The sequence below is a fragment of the Streptomyces actuosus genome (assembly GCF_016921115.1).
Lineage (GTDB): Bacteria > Actinomycetota > Actinomycetes > Streptomycetales > Streptomycetaceae > Streptomyces > Streptomyces actuosus_A.
The window spans coordinates 164,107-179,907 of record NZ_JAFFZS010000008.1; the positions used below are offsets into that span (position 1 = coordinate 164,107).

At 70.6% G+C, this 15,801-nt stretch carries 15 protein-coding genes; 6 read left to right on the forward strand and 9 right to left on the reverse strand.

What is annotated here, in order from left to right; genetic code table 11:
* Nucleotides 1–2 precede the first annotated feature (2 nt).
* From rlmB to JS756_RS13325, 5 genes are all read right to left on the reverse strand, one after another.
* Entirely contained in the window at nt 3–944 is a 942-nt protein-coding gene (rlmB, locus tag JS756_RS13305) for a 23S rRNA (guanosine(2251)-2'-O)-methyltransferase RlmB (protein WP_205383279.1), read from the reverse strand.
* Between the two features lie 108 nt (nt 945–1,052).
* Nucleotides 1,053–2,453: a cysteine--tRNA ligase gene (gene cysS, locus JS756_RS13310; RefSeq protein ID WP_205383280.1), complete on the reverse strand. Its 1,401-nt coding sequence runs from the start codon at nt 2,451–2,453 to the stop codon at nt 1,053–1,055.
* A gap of 80 nt (nt 2,454–2,533) precedes the next feature.
* On the reverse strand, nt 2,534–3,037 hold the full coding sequence (ispF, locus tag JS756_RS13315; protein WP_205383281.1) for a 2-C-methyl-D-erythritol 2,4-cyclodiphosphate synthase: 504 nt from the start codon (nt 3,035–3,037) through the stop codon (nt 2,534–2,536).
* Complete coding sequence (gene ispD / locus JS756_RS13320; protein WP_205383282.1) at nt 3,027–3,785, reverse strand: 2-C-methyl-D-erythritol 4-phosphate cytidylyltransferase; 759 nt, start codon at nt 3,783–3,785, stop codon at nt 3,027–3,029. The genes ispF and ispD overlap by 11 nt, the downstream gene beginning before the upstream one ends.
* A gap of 294 nt (nt 3,786–4,079) precedes the next feature.
* Entirely contained in the window at nt 4,080–4,562 is a 483-nt protein-coding gene (locus JS756_RS13325; protein ID WP_003953493.1) for a CarD family transcriptional regulator, read from the reverse strand.
* Nucleotides 4,563–5,611: 1,049 nt separating this feature from the next.
* On the opposite strand from JS756_RS13325, the gene JS756_RS13330 reads away from it, so the two are divergent.
* Entirely contained in the window at nt 5,612–6,256 is a 645-nt protein-coding gene (locus JS756_RS13330; protein WP_205383283.1) for a DUF461 domain-containing protein, read from the forward strand.
* 165 nt (nt 6,257–6,421) lie between these two features.
* On the opposite strand, the gene phoP is transcribed toward JS756_RS13330, so the two are convergent.
* Together phoP and phoR are read right to left on the reverse strand one after the other, a co-directional pair.
* Nucleotides 6,422–7,102 (reverse strand): two-component system response regulator PhoP, encoded by a 681-nt coding sequence (phoP, locus tag JS756_RS13335; protein ID WP_014673455.1) that lies wholly within the window; start codon nt 7,100–7,102, stop codon nt 6,422–6,424.
* A complete protein-coding gene (gene phoR / locus JS756_RS13340; protein ID WP_205383284.1) occupies nt 7,099–8,379 on the reverse strand; it encodes a two-component system sensor histidine kinase PhoR in 1,281 nt (426 codons plus the stop codon). Before phoR ends, phoP begins: the two co-directional genes overlap by 4 nt.
* A gap of 290 nt (nt 8,380–8,669) precedes the next feature.
* Between phoR and phoU the strand changes: the two genes are divergently transcribed.
* The gene (phoU, locus tag JS756_RS13345) at nt 8,670–9,362 is read left to right on the forward strand and encodes a phosphate signaling complex protein PhoU (RefSeq protein ID WP_205383285.1); all 693 of its coding nucleotides are present in this window, start codon (nt 8,670–8,672) and stop codon (nt 9,360–9,362) included.
* Nucleotides 9,363–9,897: 535 nt separating this feature from the next.
* Nucleotides 9,898–10,062: a hypothetical protein gene (locus JS756_RS13350; protein ID WP_205383286.1), complete on the forward strand. Its 165-nt coding sequence runs from the start codon at nt 9,898–9,900 to the stop codon at nt 10,060–10,062.
* A gap of 191 nt (nt 10,063–10,253) precedes the next feature.
* Here the strand turns inward: JS756_RS13350 and JS756_RS13355 are convergent, their stop codons facing one another.
* Nucleotides 10,254–10,442, reverse strand: a complete 189-nt coding sequence (locus JS756_RS13355) for a hypothetical protein (RefSeq protein ID WP_205383287.1) — start codon at nt 10,440–10,442, stop codon at nt 10,254–10,256.
* A gap of 358 nt (nt 10,443–10,800) precedes the next feature.
* Here JS756_RS13355 and JS756_RS13360 point away from each other — a divergent pair, with 358 nt between their 5' ends.
* Entirely contained in the window at nt 10,801–11,259 is a 459-nt protein-coding gene (locus JS756_RS13360; RefSeq protein ID WP_240203692.1) for a hypothetical protein, read from the forward strand.
* A gap of 304 nt (nt 11,260–11,563) precedes the next feature.
* On the opposite strand, the gene JS756_RS37795 is transcribed toward JS756_RS13360, so the two are convergent.
* The gene (locus tag JS756_RS37795) at nt 11,564–13,495 is read right to left on the reverse strand and encodes a restriction endonuclease (protein WP_307790582.1); all 1,932 of its coding nucleotides are present in this window, start codon (nt 13,493–13,495) and stop codon (nt 11,564–11,566) included.
* A gap of 322 nt (nt 13,496–13,817) precedes the next feature.
* On the opposite strand from JS756_RS37795, the gene JS756_RS13370 reads away from it, so the two are divergent.
* Nucleotides 13,818–14,378: an SMI1/KNR4 family protein gene (locus JS756_RS13370; RefSeq protein WP_205383289.1), complete on the forward strand. Its 561-nt coding sequence runs from the start codon at nt 13,818–13,820 to the stop codon at nt 14,376–14,378.
* A gap of 302 nt (nt 14,379–14,680) precedes the next feature.
* A complete protein-coding gene (locus JS756_RS13375) occupies nt 14,681–15,217 on the forward strand; it encodes a hypothetical protein (protein WP_205383290.1) in 537 nt (178 codons plus the stop codon).
* Nucleotides 15,218–15,801 lie beyond the last annotated feature (584 nt).

Consider the following 15,801-nt stretch of genomic DNA (forward strand, 5'->3'; position numbering starts at 1 on the left):
GTTCAGGCGCGGCGGCGGGCCGCCTCGTACAGCACGACGCCCGCCGCGACACCGGCGTTGAGCGACTCGGCGCCGCCCGGCATCGGGATGCGCACTCGGAAGTCGCAGGTCTCGCCGACCAGTCGGGACAGGCCCTTGCCCTCGCTGCCGACGACGATGCAGACCGGCCCGTCCAGCGCCTCCAGCTCGCCGAGTTCGACCTCGCCGTCGGCGGCGAGCCCGACCACGACGATCCCGGCCTTCTGGTACGTCTCCAGCGCCCGGGTGAGGTTGGTGGCGCGGGCGACGGGGGTGCGCGCGGCCGTGCCGGCGGACGTCTTCCAGGCACCGGCGGTCATACCGGCGGCCCGCCGCTCGGGGACGACGACGCCGTGGCCGCCGAAGGCGGAGACGGACCGGACGACGGCACCCAGGTTGCGCGGGTCGGTGACCCCGTCGAGGGCGACGATGAGCGGGTCCTCGCCCGCGTCGGCGGCGGCGTCGGCGAGGTCCTCGGGGTGGGCGTACTCGTACGGCGGGACCTGGAGGACCAGGCCCTGGTGGTTGAGCCCGTTCGTCATGCGGTCGAGCTCGGGCCGGGGGGCCTCCATGAGGTTGACCGAGCCCCGGTCGGCGACGAGCTGGAGGGCCTCGCGGACGCGCTCGTCGTTGTCGATGAACTGCTGGACGTAGAGGGTCGTGGCGGGCACGCCCTCGCGCAGGGCCTCGACGACGGGGTTGCGGCCGACGACCAGTTCGGCGGTCGACCGGCCGGCGCCGCGCCTCTGCTGCGGACGGCCCTGGGCGCGGCGCGTCTTGGACTGCGCGGCACGCTGCTTGGGGTGACCCTTGCGCATCTCGGCGGGGGGCGTCGGCCCCTTGCCCTCCAAGGCCCGGCGCCGCTTGCCGCCGCTGCCGACCTGCGCGCCCTTCTTGCCGGACATGCGGCGGTTGTTCGCGGCCATGACCTACCTGTCTGTCGTGTGCTGTCGTACGTACGTCTATGCAGTGTGCCGCCCGGAGGCCCGGGCGGCACTGTCGATCTTCTGCGGGCCTGTTGCGCCGGTCCCGGCTCAGCGCGCCCCGAGGCTCCAGCGCGGGCCCTGCGGGCCGTCCTCGATGACGAGTCCGGCCTGCCCCAGCCGGTCGCGGATGGCGTCCGCGGTCGGCCAGTCCTTGCGGGCGCGGGCGGCCTCGCGCTGGTCGAGGACCAGCCGCACGAGGCTGTCGACGACGCCGTGCAGTTCGGCGCCGCGGTCGCTCTCGGCGGCCCACTGCTCGTCGAGCGGGTCCAGACCGAGGACGCCGAGCATGGCCCGCACCTCGGAGAGCCGCGCCACGGCGGCGTCCTTGTCGTCGGCGGCCAGCGCGCTGTTGCCCTGCCGGACGGTGTTGTGCACGACGGCGAGGGCCTGCGGGACGCCGAGGTCGTCGTCCATGGCCTCGGCGAAGGCGGGCGTCACCTGGTCGGCGGGATCGACGGTCTTGCCGGCCAGCTCGGTGACGCGCTGCACGAAGCCCTCGATCCGCGCGAAGGCGGCCTCGGCCTCGCGCAGGGACTCCTCGCTGTACTCGATGGTGGAGCGGTAGTGCGGGGCGCCCAGGTAGTAGCGGAGCACGATGGGCCGCCACCGCTTGACCATCTCGGAGACGAGGACGGAGTTCCCGAGCGACTTGGACATCTTCTCGCCGCTCATGGTGACCCAGGCGTTGTGCACCCAGTAGCGGGCGAACGCGTCGCCGAAGCCGCGGGCCTGGGCGATCTCGTTCTCGTGGTGCGGGAAGATCAGGTCGATCCCGCCGCCGTGGATGTCGAACGCGCTGCCCAGGTACTTGTGCGCCATGGCGGAGCACTCCAGGTGCCAGCCCGGCCGGCCGAGTCCCCACGGGGTCTCCCAGCTGGGCTCACCCGGCTTGGCCGCCTTCCACATGGCGAAGTCCCGCGGGTCGCGCTTGCCGGTCTCGCCCTCCTCGGAGGGCTGGAGCAGGTTCTCCAGTTCCTGGTTGGACAGCGACAGGTAGCCGGGCAGGGAGCGGACGTCGAAGTAGACGTTGCCGTCGGACTCGTAGGCGTGGCCGCGTTCGATGAGCGTGCGCATCATCTCGACCATCTCGGTCACGTGCCCGGTGGCCCGCGGCTCGTAGGTCGGCGGCAGGCAGCCGAGCGTGGTGTAGGCGTCGTCGAACGCGCGCTCGTTCTCGTAGCCGATCGACCACCAGGGGCGGTTCTGCTCGGCCGCCTTCCTGATGATCTTGTCGTCGATGTCGGTGACGTTGCGGACGAACGTGACGTCGTAGCCGCGGTGGGTGAACCAGCGGCGCATGATGTCGAAGTTCAGCCCGGAGCGGACGTGCCCGATGTGCGGGGCGGCCTGCACGGTGGCGCCACACAGGTAGATCGAGACACAGCCCGGCGTGAGCGGGGTGAAGTCGCGGATCTGCCGGGCGCTGGTGTCGTACAGGCGAATAGTCACCACTCCAGGGTAGTGGGCCGCGGGGGGTGCAACCGACGTCCGGGCGGAAGTGCCCACCGCTCCGCGGCGCCGCGGAGCGTTCAGCCGGTCTGCACCACCAGGGCCGTGGCCACGGCCATCAGACCCTCGTCCCGGCCGGGGAAGCCCAGTCCGTCGGTGGTGGCGCCGGACACCGACACAGGGGCCCCGGCCGCCTCGGACAGCACCTTCTGCGCCTCGTCGCGGCGCTTGCCGATCTTCGGCCGGGGTCCGACGACCTGGACGGCGACGTTGCCGATGGTGAAGCCCGCCTCGCGCACGATGCGGGCGGCCTCGGCCAGCAGCACCGTGCCGGAGGCACCGGACCACTCGGGCCGCCCGGTGCCGAAGTGCTGCCCGAGGTCGCCGAGGCCGGCGGCGGAGAACAGCGCGTTGCAGGCGGCGTGCGCGACGACGTCGGCGTCGGAGTGGCCGGCGAGGCCGGGGCCCTCACCCTCCCACTTGAGGCCCGCACACCACAGTTCCCGCCCGTCCTCGAAGGCGTGGATGTCGGTGCCGATGCCGACCCGGGGCAGCGGCGGGGCGGCGGGGACGTCAGAAGCCATCGTTGAGCCTCCTGCGGGCCAGGACCGCCTCGGCCAGGACCAGGTCGAGCGGGCGGGTGACCTTGAAGGCCTCCTCGTGCCCGGGGACGACGACCACCTGCTCCCCCAGCTGCTCGACCATGCCCGCGTCGTCGGTGACCGCGCCGGTGACGGTCTCGTGGGCGCGGACCAGGGTCGCCCGGTCGAACCCCTGCGGGGTCTGCACGGCCCTCAGCCGGGCCCGCTCGGGCGTGGCGAGGACCGGTTCCGGGTCACCGGGGACGGCGGCCGGTTCCACCTCCTTGACGGTGTCCGCGAGCGCCAGGCCGGGCACGACGGCGACGGCGCCCTCCCGTACCGCGTCGATCACGGCGTCGACGGTGTCGACGGGGACCAGCGGGCGGGCCGCGTCGTGCACGAGCACGATGCCGAACTCCGGCGGCAGGACGTCGAGCCCGAGCCGGACGGACTCCTGGCGGGTGTCCCCGCCGGGCACGACGAGGACGTCGGTGCGCTCGGGCAGTGCGTGCCCGTCCAGCAGCGACTTCACCTCGGCGGCACCCTCGGGCGGGGCCACGACGACGACCAGGGAGACGGCGCGCGAGGCGGCCATCGCGTGGACCGCGTGGACGAGCATGGGGACGCCGCCGAGTGTGCGCAGGGCCTTGGGGGCGCCGGGCCCGAGCCGTACCCCCCGGCCGGCGGCCGGGATCACGACGGCCGTGCGGGCGGCCTCGGCGGCGGGGGGAGCACTGGAAACGTCAGACATCGGTTCCTGTCAGGTTTGTGTGCCGGCCTGGCGTGGGTATGGCCTGGAGGAGTGCGCGGGGGTGGGCACTGCAGACCGGACCCTTTCCGTGACCACGGTCGAGCCGATCGCCCGGCCCCGGCGCACAGGCCCGGGGGGATCTCTCCCCTCGGTGCCGGGGTGCCTTCCCCGTTGTACGGTACGGGCGCGGTGTATCCGCGTACGAACATGCCGCAGCGCCCGGCGACGGAATTCACGTCATCGGGCACCGCGGCATAGCCATGTACGAAGCGTTCCGAGCGGCGCGCGCCTGCGTCAGGACGCAAGAACCTCGTCGAGCAGAGCCTCGGCCTTGTCCTCGTTGGTGTTCTCCGCGAGGGCCAGCTCGCTCACCAGGATCTGCCGCGCCTTGGCAAGCATGCGCTTCTCACCTGCGGAGAGTCCGCGCTCACGCTCACGGCGCCACAGATCGCGCACGACTTCCGCGACCTTGATGACGTCGCCGGAGGCGAGCTTCTCCAGGTTTGCCTTGTAGCGACGCGACCAGTTCGTGGGCTCCTCGGCATACGGCGCACGCAGCACCTCGAAGACCCGGTCCAGCCCGTCCTGACCGACCACATCACGCACGCCGACGAACTCCGCATTGTCCGCTGGCACACGTACCGTCAGGTCACCCTGGGCGACCTTCAGCACCAAGTAGGTCTTGTCCACGCCTTTGATCTGGCGAGTTTCGATAGCCTCGATCAGCGCGGCCCCGTGATGGGGATAGACCACGGTGTCGCCAACCTTGAACGTCATGTGACAGGTACCCCTTCCGTGGCTATCCAGGGTAACACGGATACAGCGTCTTCTGAATGGCGTTTTCGCAGGTCAGGGCATATCTCGGGGCTTGACAACAGCAACAGGAACGTGCTTCGCCGCGGGAGCGGAAGCAGGTATTCGCAGGTCGGAGCCGCTTCGCAGGTGGGGTGAAACACGTACGTCACACGCACCCGGAGGGCCACCCGAAGGGCCGAACGTCCACAAATGTCCGCTTCCAGGTGTGCGACTTACGCTACTCCGTTCGGTGGCCCCGAGGTGGATACGAGACGAATCAGGAATTGATCACGGCCGCCACAGAAGTGCCGGACGCTACCCGCGTTGATCAATTTCCGACTCCCGCGCCCGGGGGGTCGTGCATTCCTTCACGAAATATTCGCCGGGGTCCCACCGCGGTCCGACGGCCGCTTATTCGAATGCTCCCTCGCGGAGGACTCGCCGAAGGACTCGCCGAAGGGAGGGGATTCCCGGCCCGGTCCGCCCCCCGGGGAGCAGCGCCCCGGGAGGTCCCGCGCCCTCGGCGCGAGCGGGGTTCGGACCGGCAGCGTCTGCCTCCTTGCGGGCCGTCGGCGCCCTGGCGAGGAGACGAGGCGATCGGACGCCCCCACAGCGAGGGCGCCGCTGACTCCCCCGACACGCTCGGCCCACCCCACCGGTGGTCGCTGTCCTGCCGCTGCCGGGGCGCCTTCGCGCGCGGCCCCGCTTCCCGCGCACCTGCGCGCACAGTTCCCGGCCCGCGCGGAGCGCACCGCTCCTCCCCTGCGTCAGCACCGGGGCGTCCCCGTGGCACAAGGTGGTTGCCGGACGAGCCGTGGCCCGAAACGGCTCCCGGGGCTGTACGGGTCACCTGTCGTGGGCGGCGTCGGACGCCCCGAGGGGGCACCTGCACGAGGGAAGCCGAACCGCTCGGGGGAGGGTCGGGTGCGGCGGCCGGGGAGCGGCTCGGTAACCTGAAGCCGCTGACAGACCCTTAGGGCGGCTTTACAAGGAGAGCCGCCTTTCCCTGCGTTCAAGGAGTTGCCGCCGCCGTGAGCAGCAGCCTTCGACGCGGCGCCCTCGCCGCCTCCGTCATTGCCGTCTCGATCGCCTCGCTGGCCGCCTGCGGCGCCGGAAACGACGCTCAGACCCTTCAGGTCAAGCCGGACAACGCGGCCACGAGCGTCGGCGCCGTCAAGATCCAGAACGCGCTGGTCATCACCCAGCCCATGCGGGACGCGAAGGGCCCGGCCGTGGTCTCCGCCACCGTGTTCAACACCGGCACCACCGCCCAGACCCTGGACGCCGTCAAGGTGAACGGTGTCGACCGGACCGCCGACCTCAAGCCGGCCGAGGGCGGCGGCAAGCTCAGCATCCCCGCCGGCGGTTCCCTCGTCATCGGCGGCAAGGGCAACGCCGCGGCCTCGCTGCCCGACAGCAGCGAGGCGCTGCAGGACGGCAACGTCGAGAAGGTCACCTTCACCTTCAGCGAGACCGGTGACGTGAGCCTGAACGCCTTCGTCGTCCCCGCCACGAGCTACTTCACCGAGTGGGGCCCGAGCGACGTCCCGAGCGCCACGACCGCCGCCCCCGCCGCCACTGCGTCGCAGGGCGCGTCGGCCTCGCCGTCGGAGTCCGCCTCGGGCTCCCCGGCCGGCGAGGGCTCCGGCAGCCCGTCGGCCTCGGCCTCCCAGTAGTCCGGTCGAGCACTCCGGTGGCCGGAGCTTCCGGCCACCGGAGGCCACGCGGCCGGAAGCTCCGATCACCGAGGAGTCCGGCCGGCCGAGCGGCCCGGAACGCCGCGAGGGGCGGCACCCTGGGGGTGCCGCCCCTCATCGTGTCCCAGGCCCGGCCGGTCGGGCCTACGGCTCGAACTTGTAGCCGAGGCCGCGCACGGTCACCAGGTAGCGCGGCGCGCCCGGGTCCGGCTCGATCTTGGCGCGCAGGCGCTTGACGTGGACGTCGAGGGTCTTGGTGTCGCCGACGTAGTCGGCACCCCAGACGCGGTCGATGAGCTGCATACGGGTGAGCACACGGCCGGCGTTGCGCAGCAGCATCTCCAGCAGATCGAACTCCTTCAGCGGCAGATCGACCTTGGAGCCGCCGACCGTGACCACGTGCCGGTCGACGTCCATGCGGACCGGGCCGGCCTCCAGCGCGGCCGGTGTGACCTCCTCCGGCTCGCCTCGGCGGCGCAGCACCGCGCGGATGCGCGCGACCAGCTCGCGGGAGGAGAAGGGCTTGGTGACGTAGTCGTCCGCTCCTATCTCCAGACCGACGACCTTGTCGATCTCGCTGTCCTTGGCGGTCACCATGATCACGGGGACGTTGGAGCGGCCGCGCAGCTGGCGGCACACCTCCGTGCCGGGCAGCCCCGGCAGCATCAGGTCGAGGAGAACGAGGTCGGCGCCGTTGCGCTCGAACTCGTCGAGTCCGTCGGGGCCGGTCGCCGCGACGGCGACCTCGAAGCCCTCCTTGCGGAGCATGTACGACAGGGCGTCGGAGAAGGACTCCTCGTCCTCGACGACGAGCACACGGGTCACGGAAGGACCTCCGGGGCGGAAAGCGTTTCGTACGCGGTTGAGTCGGGGGATGAGGGGGACGAACGGTGGCCGTCGCCGTTCCCTTCCTCGTCGTCGAGGTCGGGGTGCTGCTGGGCGCGGTCTCGTGCCGCGCCGGCCTCCGGCAGCCGGAGCGTGAACGTGGAGCCTTGCCCCTCTGCGCTCCACACCGTGACCTCCCCGCCGTGCGAGGCGACCACGTGCTTGACGATGGCCAGGCCCAGGCCGGTGCCTCCGGTGGCGCGGGACCGGGCCGGGTCGACCCGGTAGAAGCGCTCGAAGATGCGCTCCTTGTCCCGGTCGGAGATGCCGATGCCCTGGTCCGTCACGGCGATCTCGATCATGTCGCCGCCGGGTGCGGTGACCCGCCGGGCCGCGATGCCGACGCGGGTGCGGGCCGGGGAGTAGTTGACGGCGTTCTCGACGAGGTTGCCGAGAGCGGCGGCCAGCTGGCCGCGGTTGCCCCGGACCTGCAGGTCGGCGGTGCCGCCGGTGGCCATGGTGATCTGCTTGGTGCCGGCCGCGTGCCGGCAGCGGTCGATGGCCTCGTCGACGAGTTCGTCGATGCCGACCGGCTCGGCGTCCTCCAGCGGGTCGTCGTTCTGCACCCGGGAGAGGTCGATGAGTTCCTGGACCAGGTTGGTCAGCCGGGTCGCCTCGATCTGCATGCGGCCGGCGAAGCGCTCCACCGCCTCCGGGTCGTCGGAGGCGTCCATGACGGCCTCGGAGAGCAGCGAGAGAGCCCCGACCGGGGTCTTCAGCTCGTGGCTCACGTTGGCGACGAAGTCCCGGCGGACCGCCTCGATGCGCCGGGACTCGGTGAGGTCCTCGACGAGCAGGAGCACCAGCCGGGAGCCGAGCGGGGCGACGCGGGCGGACACCGCCAGGGCCTCGCCCCGCCCGGTCCCGCGCCGCTGCAGGTCCAGCTCGACCTGCCGTATCTCTCCGTCGCGCCGCGTGTCCCGGGCCATCTGGAGCATCGGTTCGACGGCCAGTCTGCCGCCGCGTACCAGGCCGAGCGCGTACGCCGCAGAGCTGGCCTTGACCACGGTGTCGCCCTCGTCGAGGACGACGGCGGAGGACCGCAGGACCGACAGGACGGTGTCCACACCCGGTGGGAGCACCGGGTCGGTGTGCAGAGAAGTGCGGGTCGGGCGCTTGAGCTCCCGCTCGCTCCAGCGGAACGCCAGCATGGCGATCACGCCGGTGAGCACCCCGGCGATCGCCGCCGCTGCGGCGACCGCCGCGTTCACGTCCATGCCTCCAGGTTAGGCACGGGATCGGCGCTGGCCACAGCCGTCCGCGTGCGACCTCGAACACTCGTCGCCCAGAGTTCACCTCAGAGCCAGTATTGGTTCATTCCGGGTGACGGAAACCGACGCGTCGGGGGCCGAACGTGGGAACGTGGGGTTCGCACGGCCGGTACGTCACCACCGTCCCGTGCCGGTCGCGGACCGTCTCGACCCGGTCGCAGAACCGTTCGAGCCGGTCCTGGCGGCCGTCTTCTGGCCCCCGGAACCCCAGCGGCAGACGTGAGAGAGGGACCCTGATGCGGGACGCGTACCACGAGGAACTTGATTCGATCGGCGACGGTCTGGTGGAGATGGCCAGGCTGGTCGGCTCGGCGATCGGGCGCGCCACGACCGCCATCCTCGACGCCGATCTGAAGCTGGCCGAGAGCGTGATCGAGGCCGACCAGAAGGTCGACGAACTGCACCACGACCTGGAGGCGCGGGCGATAGCGCTGCTGGCCCGGCAGCAGCCGGTGGCGACGGACCTGCGGATCGTCGTCACGTCGCTGCGCATGTCCGCCGACCTGGAGCGCTCCGGCGACCTCGCCCAGCACGTGGCGAAGCTGGCGCGGCTGCGCTTCCCTGAGCGGGCGGTACCGCGCGACCTGCACGCCACCATCCTGGAGATGGGGCAGCTCGCGCAGCGCCTGATGGCCAAGGCGGCCGAGGTCATCATCACCAAGGACGTCGACCTCGCGCTCCAGCTGGAGCAGGACGACGACGCGATGGACCTGCTGCACCGGACCCTCTTCCAGCACCTGATGGACGACCGCTGGAAGCACGGCATCGAGACGGCCGTCGACGTCACCCTGCTGGGTCGCTACTACGAGCGGTACGCCGACCACGCGGTCGCGGTCGCCAAGCGGGTGGTGTACCTGGTGACGGGCGAGCACGCGGACGAGCTCCAGTCGGACGGGCAGCAGCCGGTCGCCGGGGTGGAGGGCGTCTGAGCGCCTGCGGCCGTACCCCGGTCGCCGGGTCGGAGCGCGCCCCGAGGCCTGTGGCCGCACGCCGGCGCCGGGCAGAAGGCGCCTGAGCGCCTGAGCCCCTCCGGTGGCGCACCGGTGGCCGCGGCGGGGCAGGCCGAGGCCGTCCGGACGTACCCCGGTCGCCGGGGGCGGAGGAGCATGCCGGCGCCTCCGGCCACACACCGGTCGCCCGGGCGCAGCGCGTCCTCGGCTCCCCCGCCGACCACACCGGCGGCCGGGACAAAGGGCGTCCGGGTGCTTCCGGCCGACCTCCGGCCACCCGGGCAGAGGACGTCCGCGGGCCCCCTGCCGCACAACCAGCGGCCGGGACGAAGGGCGTGTCCATTCCCCCACCGGCCACACCGGCGACCGGAACGAGGGGCGTCCGGGTACGTACGGCTGTGCCACCGGCGTGCACGCGGAGGCGCGAGGGAACGGCCACGCGCTGATGTGCGCCGTTGATGCGCCCGGCCTGGTGGGCATGCAATGGGCACAGGCCCAGCCTTGAGGAGAAACCATGGCCGAATCCCCCAGCACTCCCGCTACGCCTCCCGACCCCACGCAGGAACGCGCCACCGAGCGGCCCGCCGAGATCAGGAACCTGACCCTGATCGGTGCGTGCGGCTGCGGTTCCGGGTGCGGCTGCGGATGCCAGTCGGGTGCCCCCTGCCAGTGCGGCTGAACACCGCGGGGCGGATACGACGGTGAGGGCCCGGGTGCGCCGACAGGCACCGGTGCCCTCACCCGTACCGCCCTCACACCCTGCCCGTACCGGGCCGGGCGGTGTCCTCGGAACACCGGCGCCCGGCCCACCGGCCGGACGCCGGGCCGGGTGACCGTGCCGCCCCGGCCCGGGACGCGCGCGGCCGGCGGTCACCGCTTCTGCGCGCGGTACCGCTTCATCAGCGTGACGATCCGCTCCCGGTCGGCCGGCCCGTTGAGCTCGGCGAGCAGATCGTCCGGGCAGAGTTCGTAGAGGTCGCCCCACCAGCGGCGCCCCCGGTTGTCCCAGATCCGGTAACCGCCCGGCACGCCCCGGGCGACATAACGTCTCCTGCCCACCTGCTCACGCTCCCCCTCGGTCCGAGGCGGACGATACGCAGCACACCCCGCACCCGCGAGGCGGTTTTCCCGCCCCACGCCTTCGACGCCGCCCGGTGAACCACCCTGCCCTCCGGGCGACGCCCGGACGGCGTCCGAGCGACGGAGGGGCAGCGGACTCGCGCCTCCGGCCCGGCCGCCCGCCCCGCTCCGACGGCCGTCGGAGAGGCCGGCGCGGGGGAACGGCCGCTACGCGCTCCTCCGCCCACCGACCACCACCCCCGTGACGCCCCGCCGCCGCCCACCCGTTCCGGTGCGCGCCGGGGGAGCGGGCAGAGGCCTTCTGGACGCGACCGACGACGCCTGCCATCTTGCCCTCATGACGTCACGGGGGACCGAACACGAGGCCCTGGCCCTGGCCCTCGACCACTCCTGGCGGTGGTTCGAGAACCGCCGCGGGCGGGCCTACCAGATACTCAACGCGCTGCTGGTCTGCATCGCGGTCATGGCCACGGCGTACGCGACGGCCCTGAACGCGGACCTGCACGCCGCGGCGGGCGCGATCAGCCTGCTGACGGCCGTCGTCATCGTCGCGGCGTACTCCGAGAGCATGAGGCTCCAGGCGTCGGCACTGCTGGCCGAGGACGCGATCACGAAGATCCAGGAGCGGCTGGCGACGACGCTCGGCATCGACGCCCTCCGCCTGGTCGAACGGGAACGCGTCCTGCATCAGCCGTCGAGGCTGCCCTGGATGCGCCCCGTCGCCCGGACGCTGGTGACCCTGGGCGTCCTCGTCTCCCTGGGCGGTGCCGCCTACACCTGGACGGCCACGCGCTGACGTCCCTGGACCCCGCACAGCCGCGCCCGTGCCCGCCCCGCACCCGAGAGCCACCGCCAGGAGGCCGGAAACCCCTTCGGCATCGCCGACACGCGCCGGCGCATGCCGCACCTCAGCCGACGCCTGGTGCGCAACCATTGAGCGGAAGCCGTAGGCGGCGCAGCGACTCCTGCCCCTGGATGGCAAGTTGGCCGCATCGCACAGTCAGGCATCCATGGTGATCAAGGGTGCACGCGCAGTAACACTCTGGCCGAGTGCCTCGGGCACTCGGACCCGGGCCTGACTCCGAAGGTGCGCGCGCAACTCATGCCCAGCAGCCGAGAACGGGCCCGGATAACTCTCGGGGAGCCATCCGACCAGGAGAGCCGGAGAGCTGAGGGCCCAGAGAGGCCCCACGGCGCGAAAATGCCCCCGCTCCGCGCCGTTCACGCAGGTCGGGGGCATGGTCGCCGTTCCTACTTCTTCTTGCCCTGGGTCTTGCCGGGGATCTTGGGGAGCTGGGTTTTTGCTGGTCAGGGGCTGTGGGCTCGTGCGCCTGGTGGTCGTCGTTGGTCGTCATTGGCCACCGTCGAGCGGCCTCGGACGGCCCAGGGACGGCCCAGTTCCTCGGTCTGTGTGGGCGGTCCGCCGGCCTCAGCGCGAGGGGCGCCTCTTCGGGGGGGACCGGGCCCGGGATCACGTCCTTGCCAAGGTGTTCCTTGATCAGGTACTTGAGTTCCGGCCCTTCGATGAGCTGGAGTCGGCCATGTTGGCGGGCAAAGTCGTGGCTGGCCCTGCCGAACCACGATGTGGTGATCAGAACCCCCTTGGCAGCACGCTTGTGCTCGACCACTCCGGCGAGCGCCTGGACGGACTCCACGCCCACGAGCTTGCTGTAGCGCTTCGCCTGAATGATGCATTCACCGTTGAAGACGGGGTCCTTGCTGACGGCCACCGCGTCGACGCCCTCGTCTTTGGACGCCTGGGTGTTCCAGGCTTCCATGCCGATCGCCTCGAACAGTTGGCGAATCAGGTGCTCGAATTCGGTGGGCGTCAGCTTCACCAGTACGGGCCTGCTGTCCAGGCCGGCGACAACATCCATGCTGTCCATGAGCCGGTACTTCGACCGGTCGAACTCGACGATGGGGCGGATCGGTTCGAGATCGTAGGGGTTGGGAGACACCAGAGCGTTGAGTCCTCTGAGGCACTGCGCAGGATCAACCTGACTGAGACGGAGCTTCCCGAACTGCTCCCTGCTGGCGCTGAGGGTCACCAGACACGGTGAGACCTCCTGACCAGTGGCCCGGTCGATGGTTCTCACATGGCCGTTCAGGATCACGCCATTGACGACCCGGTCCGGATCGCTCGTCAGGACCTCGTGCACTGTCCTCAGAGCGACTTGAGCCAGGACGGAGGCGTAGATCTCTTTGCGCTCCTTCTCCGGACGAGGCAGCACGGTCGTCTCGTCTCGGTTCTTCACGTACCGGTAGCCCCGCGCGGTTGGAACGATCGCCTCAGGCGGCAGGTGGATCTCAACGAGTACGTCACCGGTGGCAGGTCGAAAGGCGATCCGATGCTCGTGAGGGAAGCCCAATGGATACTCCGACGCATCCAGAACAGCCCCCAGATGAGCCTCGACCGCCGCGGGCTCCCCGGCTCTGTACGCCTCGCGCTGCTCGTCCAGCTTCTCGTTGAAAGCCGCCACCTCGTCAAGGGCCTGCGCTTCGGCCTGGCGGTGCTCGGCACGCTTCCGCTCCAGCGTTACCAGCCGCTTCTCCTCGGCTCGCCTGTGGCGCTCTTGTGCCTCGCCGGACCGCACGCGCGCCTCGGCAACCTCAGCTTCATAGCGCTTCCTGCCAAGGCCCAGGACAGCAGCCAGACCGCCGGGCTCCGGTGGTGCGAACTCCTCCCAGCGTGGTGAAGGCTCCGGACGAGACCAAGGACGCTCGTCTAACTTTGTTGGCGTGTGAGTCCTCCGCCGGCGCTCGAAGGTCGTCGGCGGATCGCCCACCAACGCGTCACGGAGCAACTGCCCGAGCTGCTCGACCTCGTGCTCGACCCCGATCGTGCGCACCTGCGCCTGCTCGGCCTGCTGCTCCTGATACGCGGCCTTCCGCTCACGTTCCCGCCGTTTGGTGGCCGTCTCAGCGGCCTTGCGTTCCCGCTCCGCTTGTCGTGCCTGTTGCTCCTGGGCACGTCGTAGAGCTTGCTGCTGCCGCTGATAGTCGCTGCCTCGGCCGCTGCCCCGTTGCGCCATCTGTCCACCCCTCCCCTGGCCTTACTTCGCCACAGGGCTGCATTCCCCTTCCACCTCTCAGAATCACGCAGGGCAGGGACGTCTCCTCAGGCCGACCGCACGGTGCATCGTGGACTCAAGTCGTCTGTGCCTCAACCGACGACAGTCAGCCACAACGGCGGGTGTGCCCGCTGGGGGCTTCGAGAGAGGCCCGTCTCTTGTTCCCCGTTCGATCTGGTGTCGATGTGGTGCGGTGCTGGTGCGCCCCTCGGCGGCACTGTCAGTGCGTGTCGCTAAGGTCACCGCCATTGGCGGCTGAGCAGAGAACCACCAGGGGAACTTCATGGCAAGAGAGATCGCGGCGGCTGTTGCGGACACGTGGGATGAGATCGAACGGTGGTACGAGGCCCAGGGTGCCGCGCATCTGATCCTGCCTCCTGCCTCCGGTGAGCAGATCGCCGCCCTTGAGGAGACGCTCGGCATCGAGTTGCCTGAGGCGGTCACGGCCTCGCTGCGGCGACACAACGGATCGGCGGACGGGGGCTGGCCCACGGGCACGCTGTTGTCCTGCGACGGCATACTGCAAGAAGTGAGTGTATGGCGCGACCTCCTGACCAGCGGCGACTTTGACGACCTCAAGGACTTCGTTGCGGACGGCGAGGCCCTGAAGGCTGGCTGGTGGCAGATCGGTTGGGTCTCTCTTGATGCAGACGGCGGGGGAAACGGCGCGGTGCTGGACCTGTCGCCAGGTCCTGAGGGAAAGGTCGGCCAGGTCATCGACATGGACCACGAAGCAGGGCCGAGCGGGCCCAAAGCGAGTGACTTCGTCGGATACCTGACGGCAATGGCCGCCCGGCTGGGCGACTTCGCAGTGATCGACGGACAGTACGTCGAGGAACAGTAGACGGCGCGCGCACCATGCACCTTGGCCCAGCCCTGGCGCGGGATGACCTCGTGGACTTTGCCGTACGGCCTCATCGTTATCAGGTCGATCACAGGGGTCTGCCAACGTCGACCAACCGCCTCTGCGCCTCGGCCGATCGTTCAGTGGGGTCCGGTCTCGACCGCTGCCGTTCGCGCTTGTTGGCGTCAGCCGCTGGTGTCAGCCCAAGCAAGTGCAAGTGCTCTTGACAGATGCGCACCCTGCATACGCCACGCTCTCAGAGGCCAGCCTAGGATGCCGAGCGGTCAGGGGAGGGCGGACGTATGGGCGAGAGCCTGCGCAAGATCTTGCTGTGGGGGCGGGCCCTGCAAGAGTGGTGGTCGGACCGTCTCGGTAAGGAGATCGTCTCCACATGGGCGGCAGGCATCATTTTGGGTGTTCCTGTCTGGATCTTCATCGAGACGTTCTGGCACCCGGACTCGATCCTCGGTGACGGCGGGCTCGCCGCCTTCGGGCTGCTTATCATCCTGGCTGTCGCAACGCTCTTCGCATGGACGGGCGTCATGATCGTCCGCGAAACGATTGCCGATTCCCGCGTGACTACAGGTGGCACCCGGCTCCGGTTGCTCACGGTTCAGGTACTCACGGCGGGGATAGCCGGGTGGGTCGCTCTGAGAGCGATCTTGGTCTTCGGTAATCACGTGTCGCTGACCGTAGGCCTGATCTCGGCGATTCCGCTGGCGGCTCCGTACTCACTCGCGTTCCTGGCACTCGTCATGCGCGAGGTCGTCCGGTGGCGCGTGGTGCGTGTTGTGTTCCTGGTACCGATTGCCCTGGTAGCGCTGCTCCGGTTCATGTGACTCGGTGCGCGTGGCGCCGCACAGTTGTGTTCCCGGGAACCCTCTGGGTGCCCTCCTCTCGGGCAACCCCTAGGCGGGTCGATTCACTCCGGGCTCGCGACTGTGGCGATAGATGTCCAGCGAGGCGCCTACGGACTCGTATCCGTTGATCTCTGCCACGGCGGCATCCTGCCTCCTCAACCCACCACTCACCTCAGCTCCCGTCCCGTACGCCGTCGACCCACACTCCGTGGAGCGGGCGTGGTTCATGGCGTCCAGGTGGAGCGCGCCACCGTACGAACGACCTGGACGCCATGGGCCGCGTCTGCTCGGCTCTGCCTGGGTCGATGGCGTACGGGACGGGAGCACTCCCCGCACGCCCCTACGGACCCGCGGTCGGGAACGGCGCCCCTCTCCCCCCGGTGCCGGTCGATCCCCCGCCGGAGGCATCGTCTTGACCGTGGTCCGCGTTCTGCGGTGCTCGCCTCATGGCCTTCGGCCCTATCCATGTGTGGGCGCGCGTCGGCGCAGCGTGCGCGGAGCGGGCCGAAGGCAGGAGCGCAGCGCGCAACGGAGCCGGGAGCGCGCCCGGCGGAGCGGAGCGC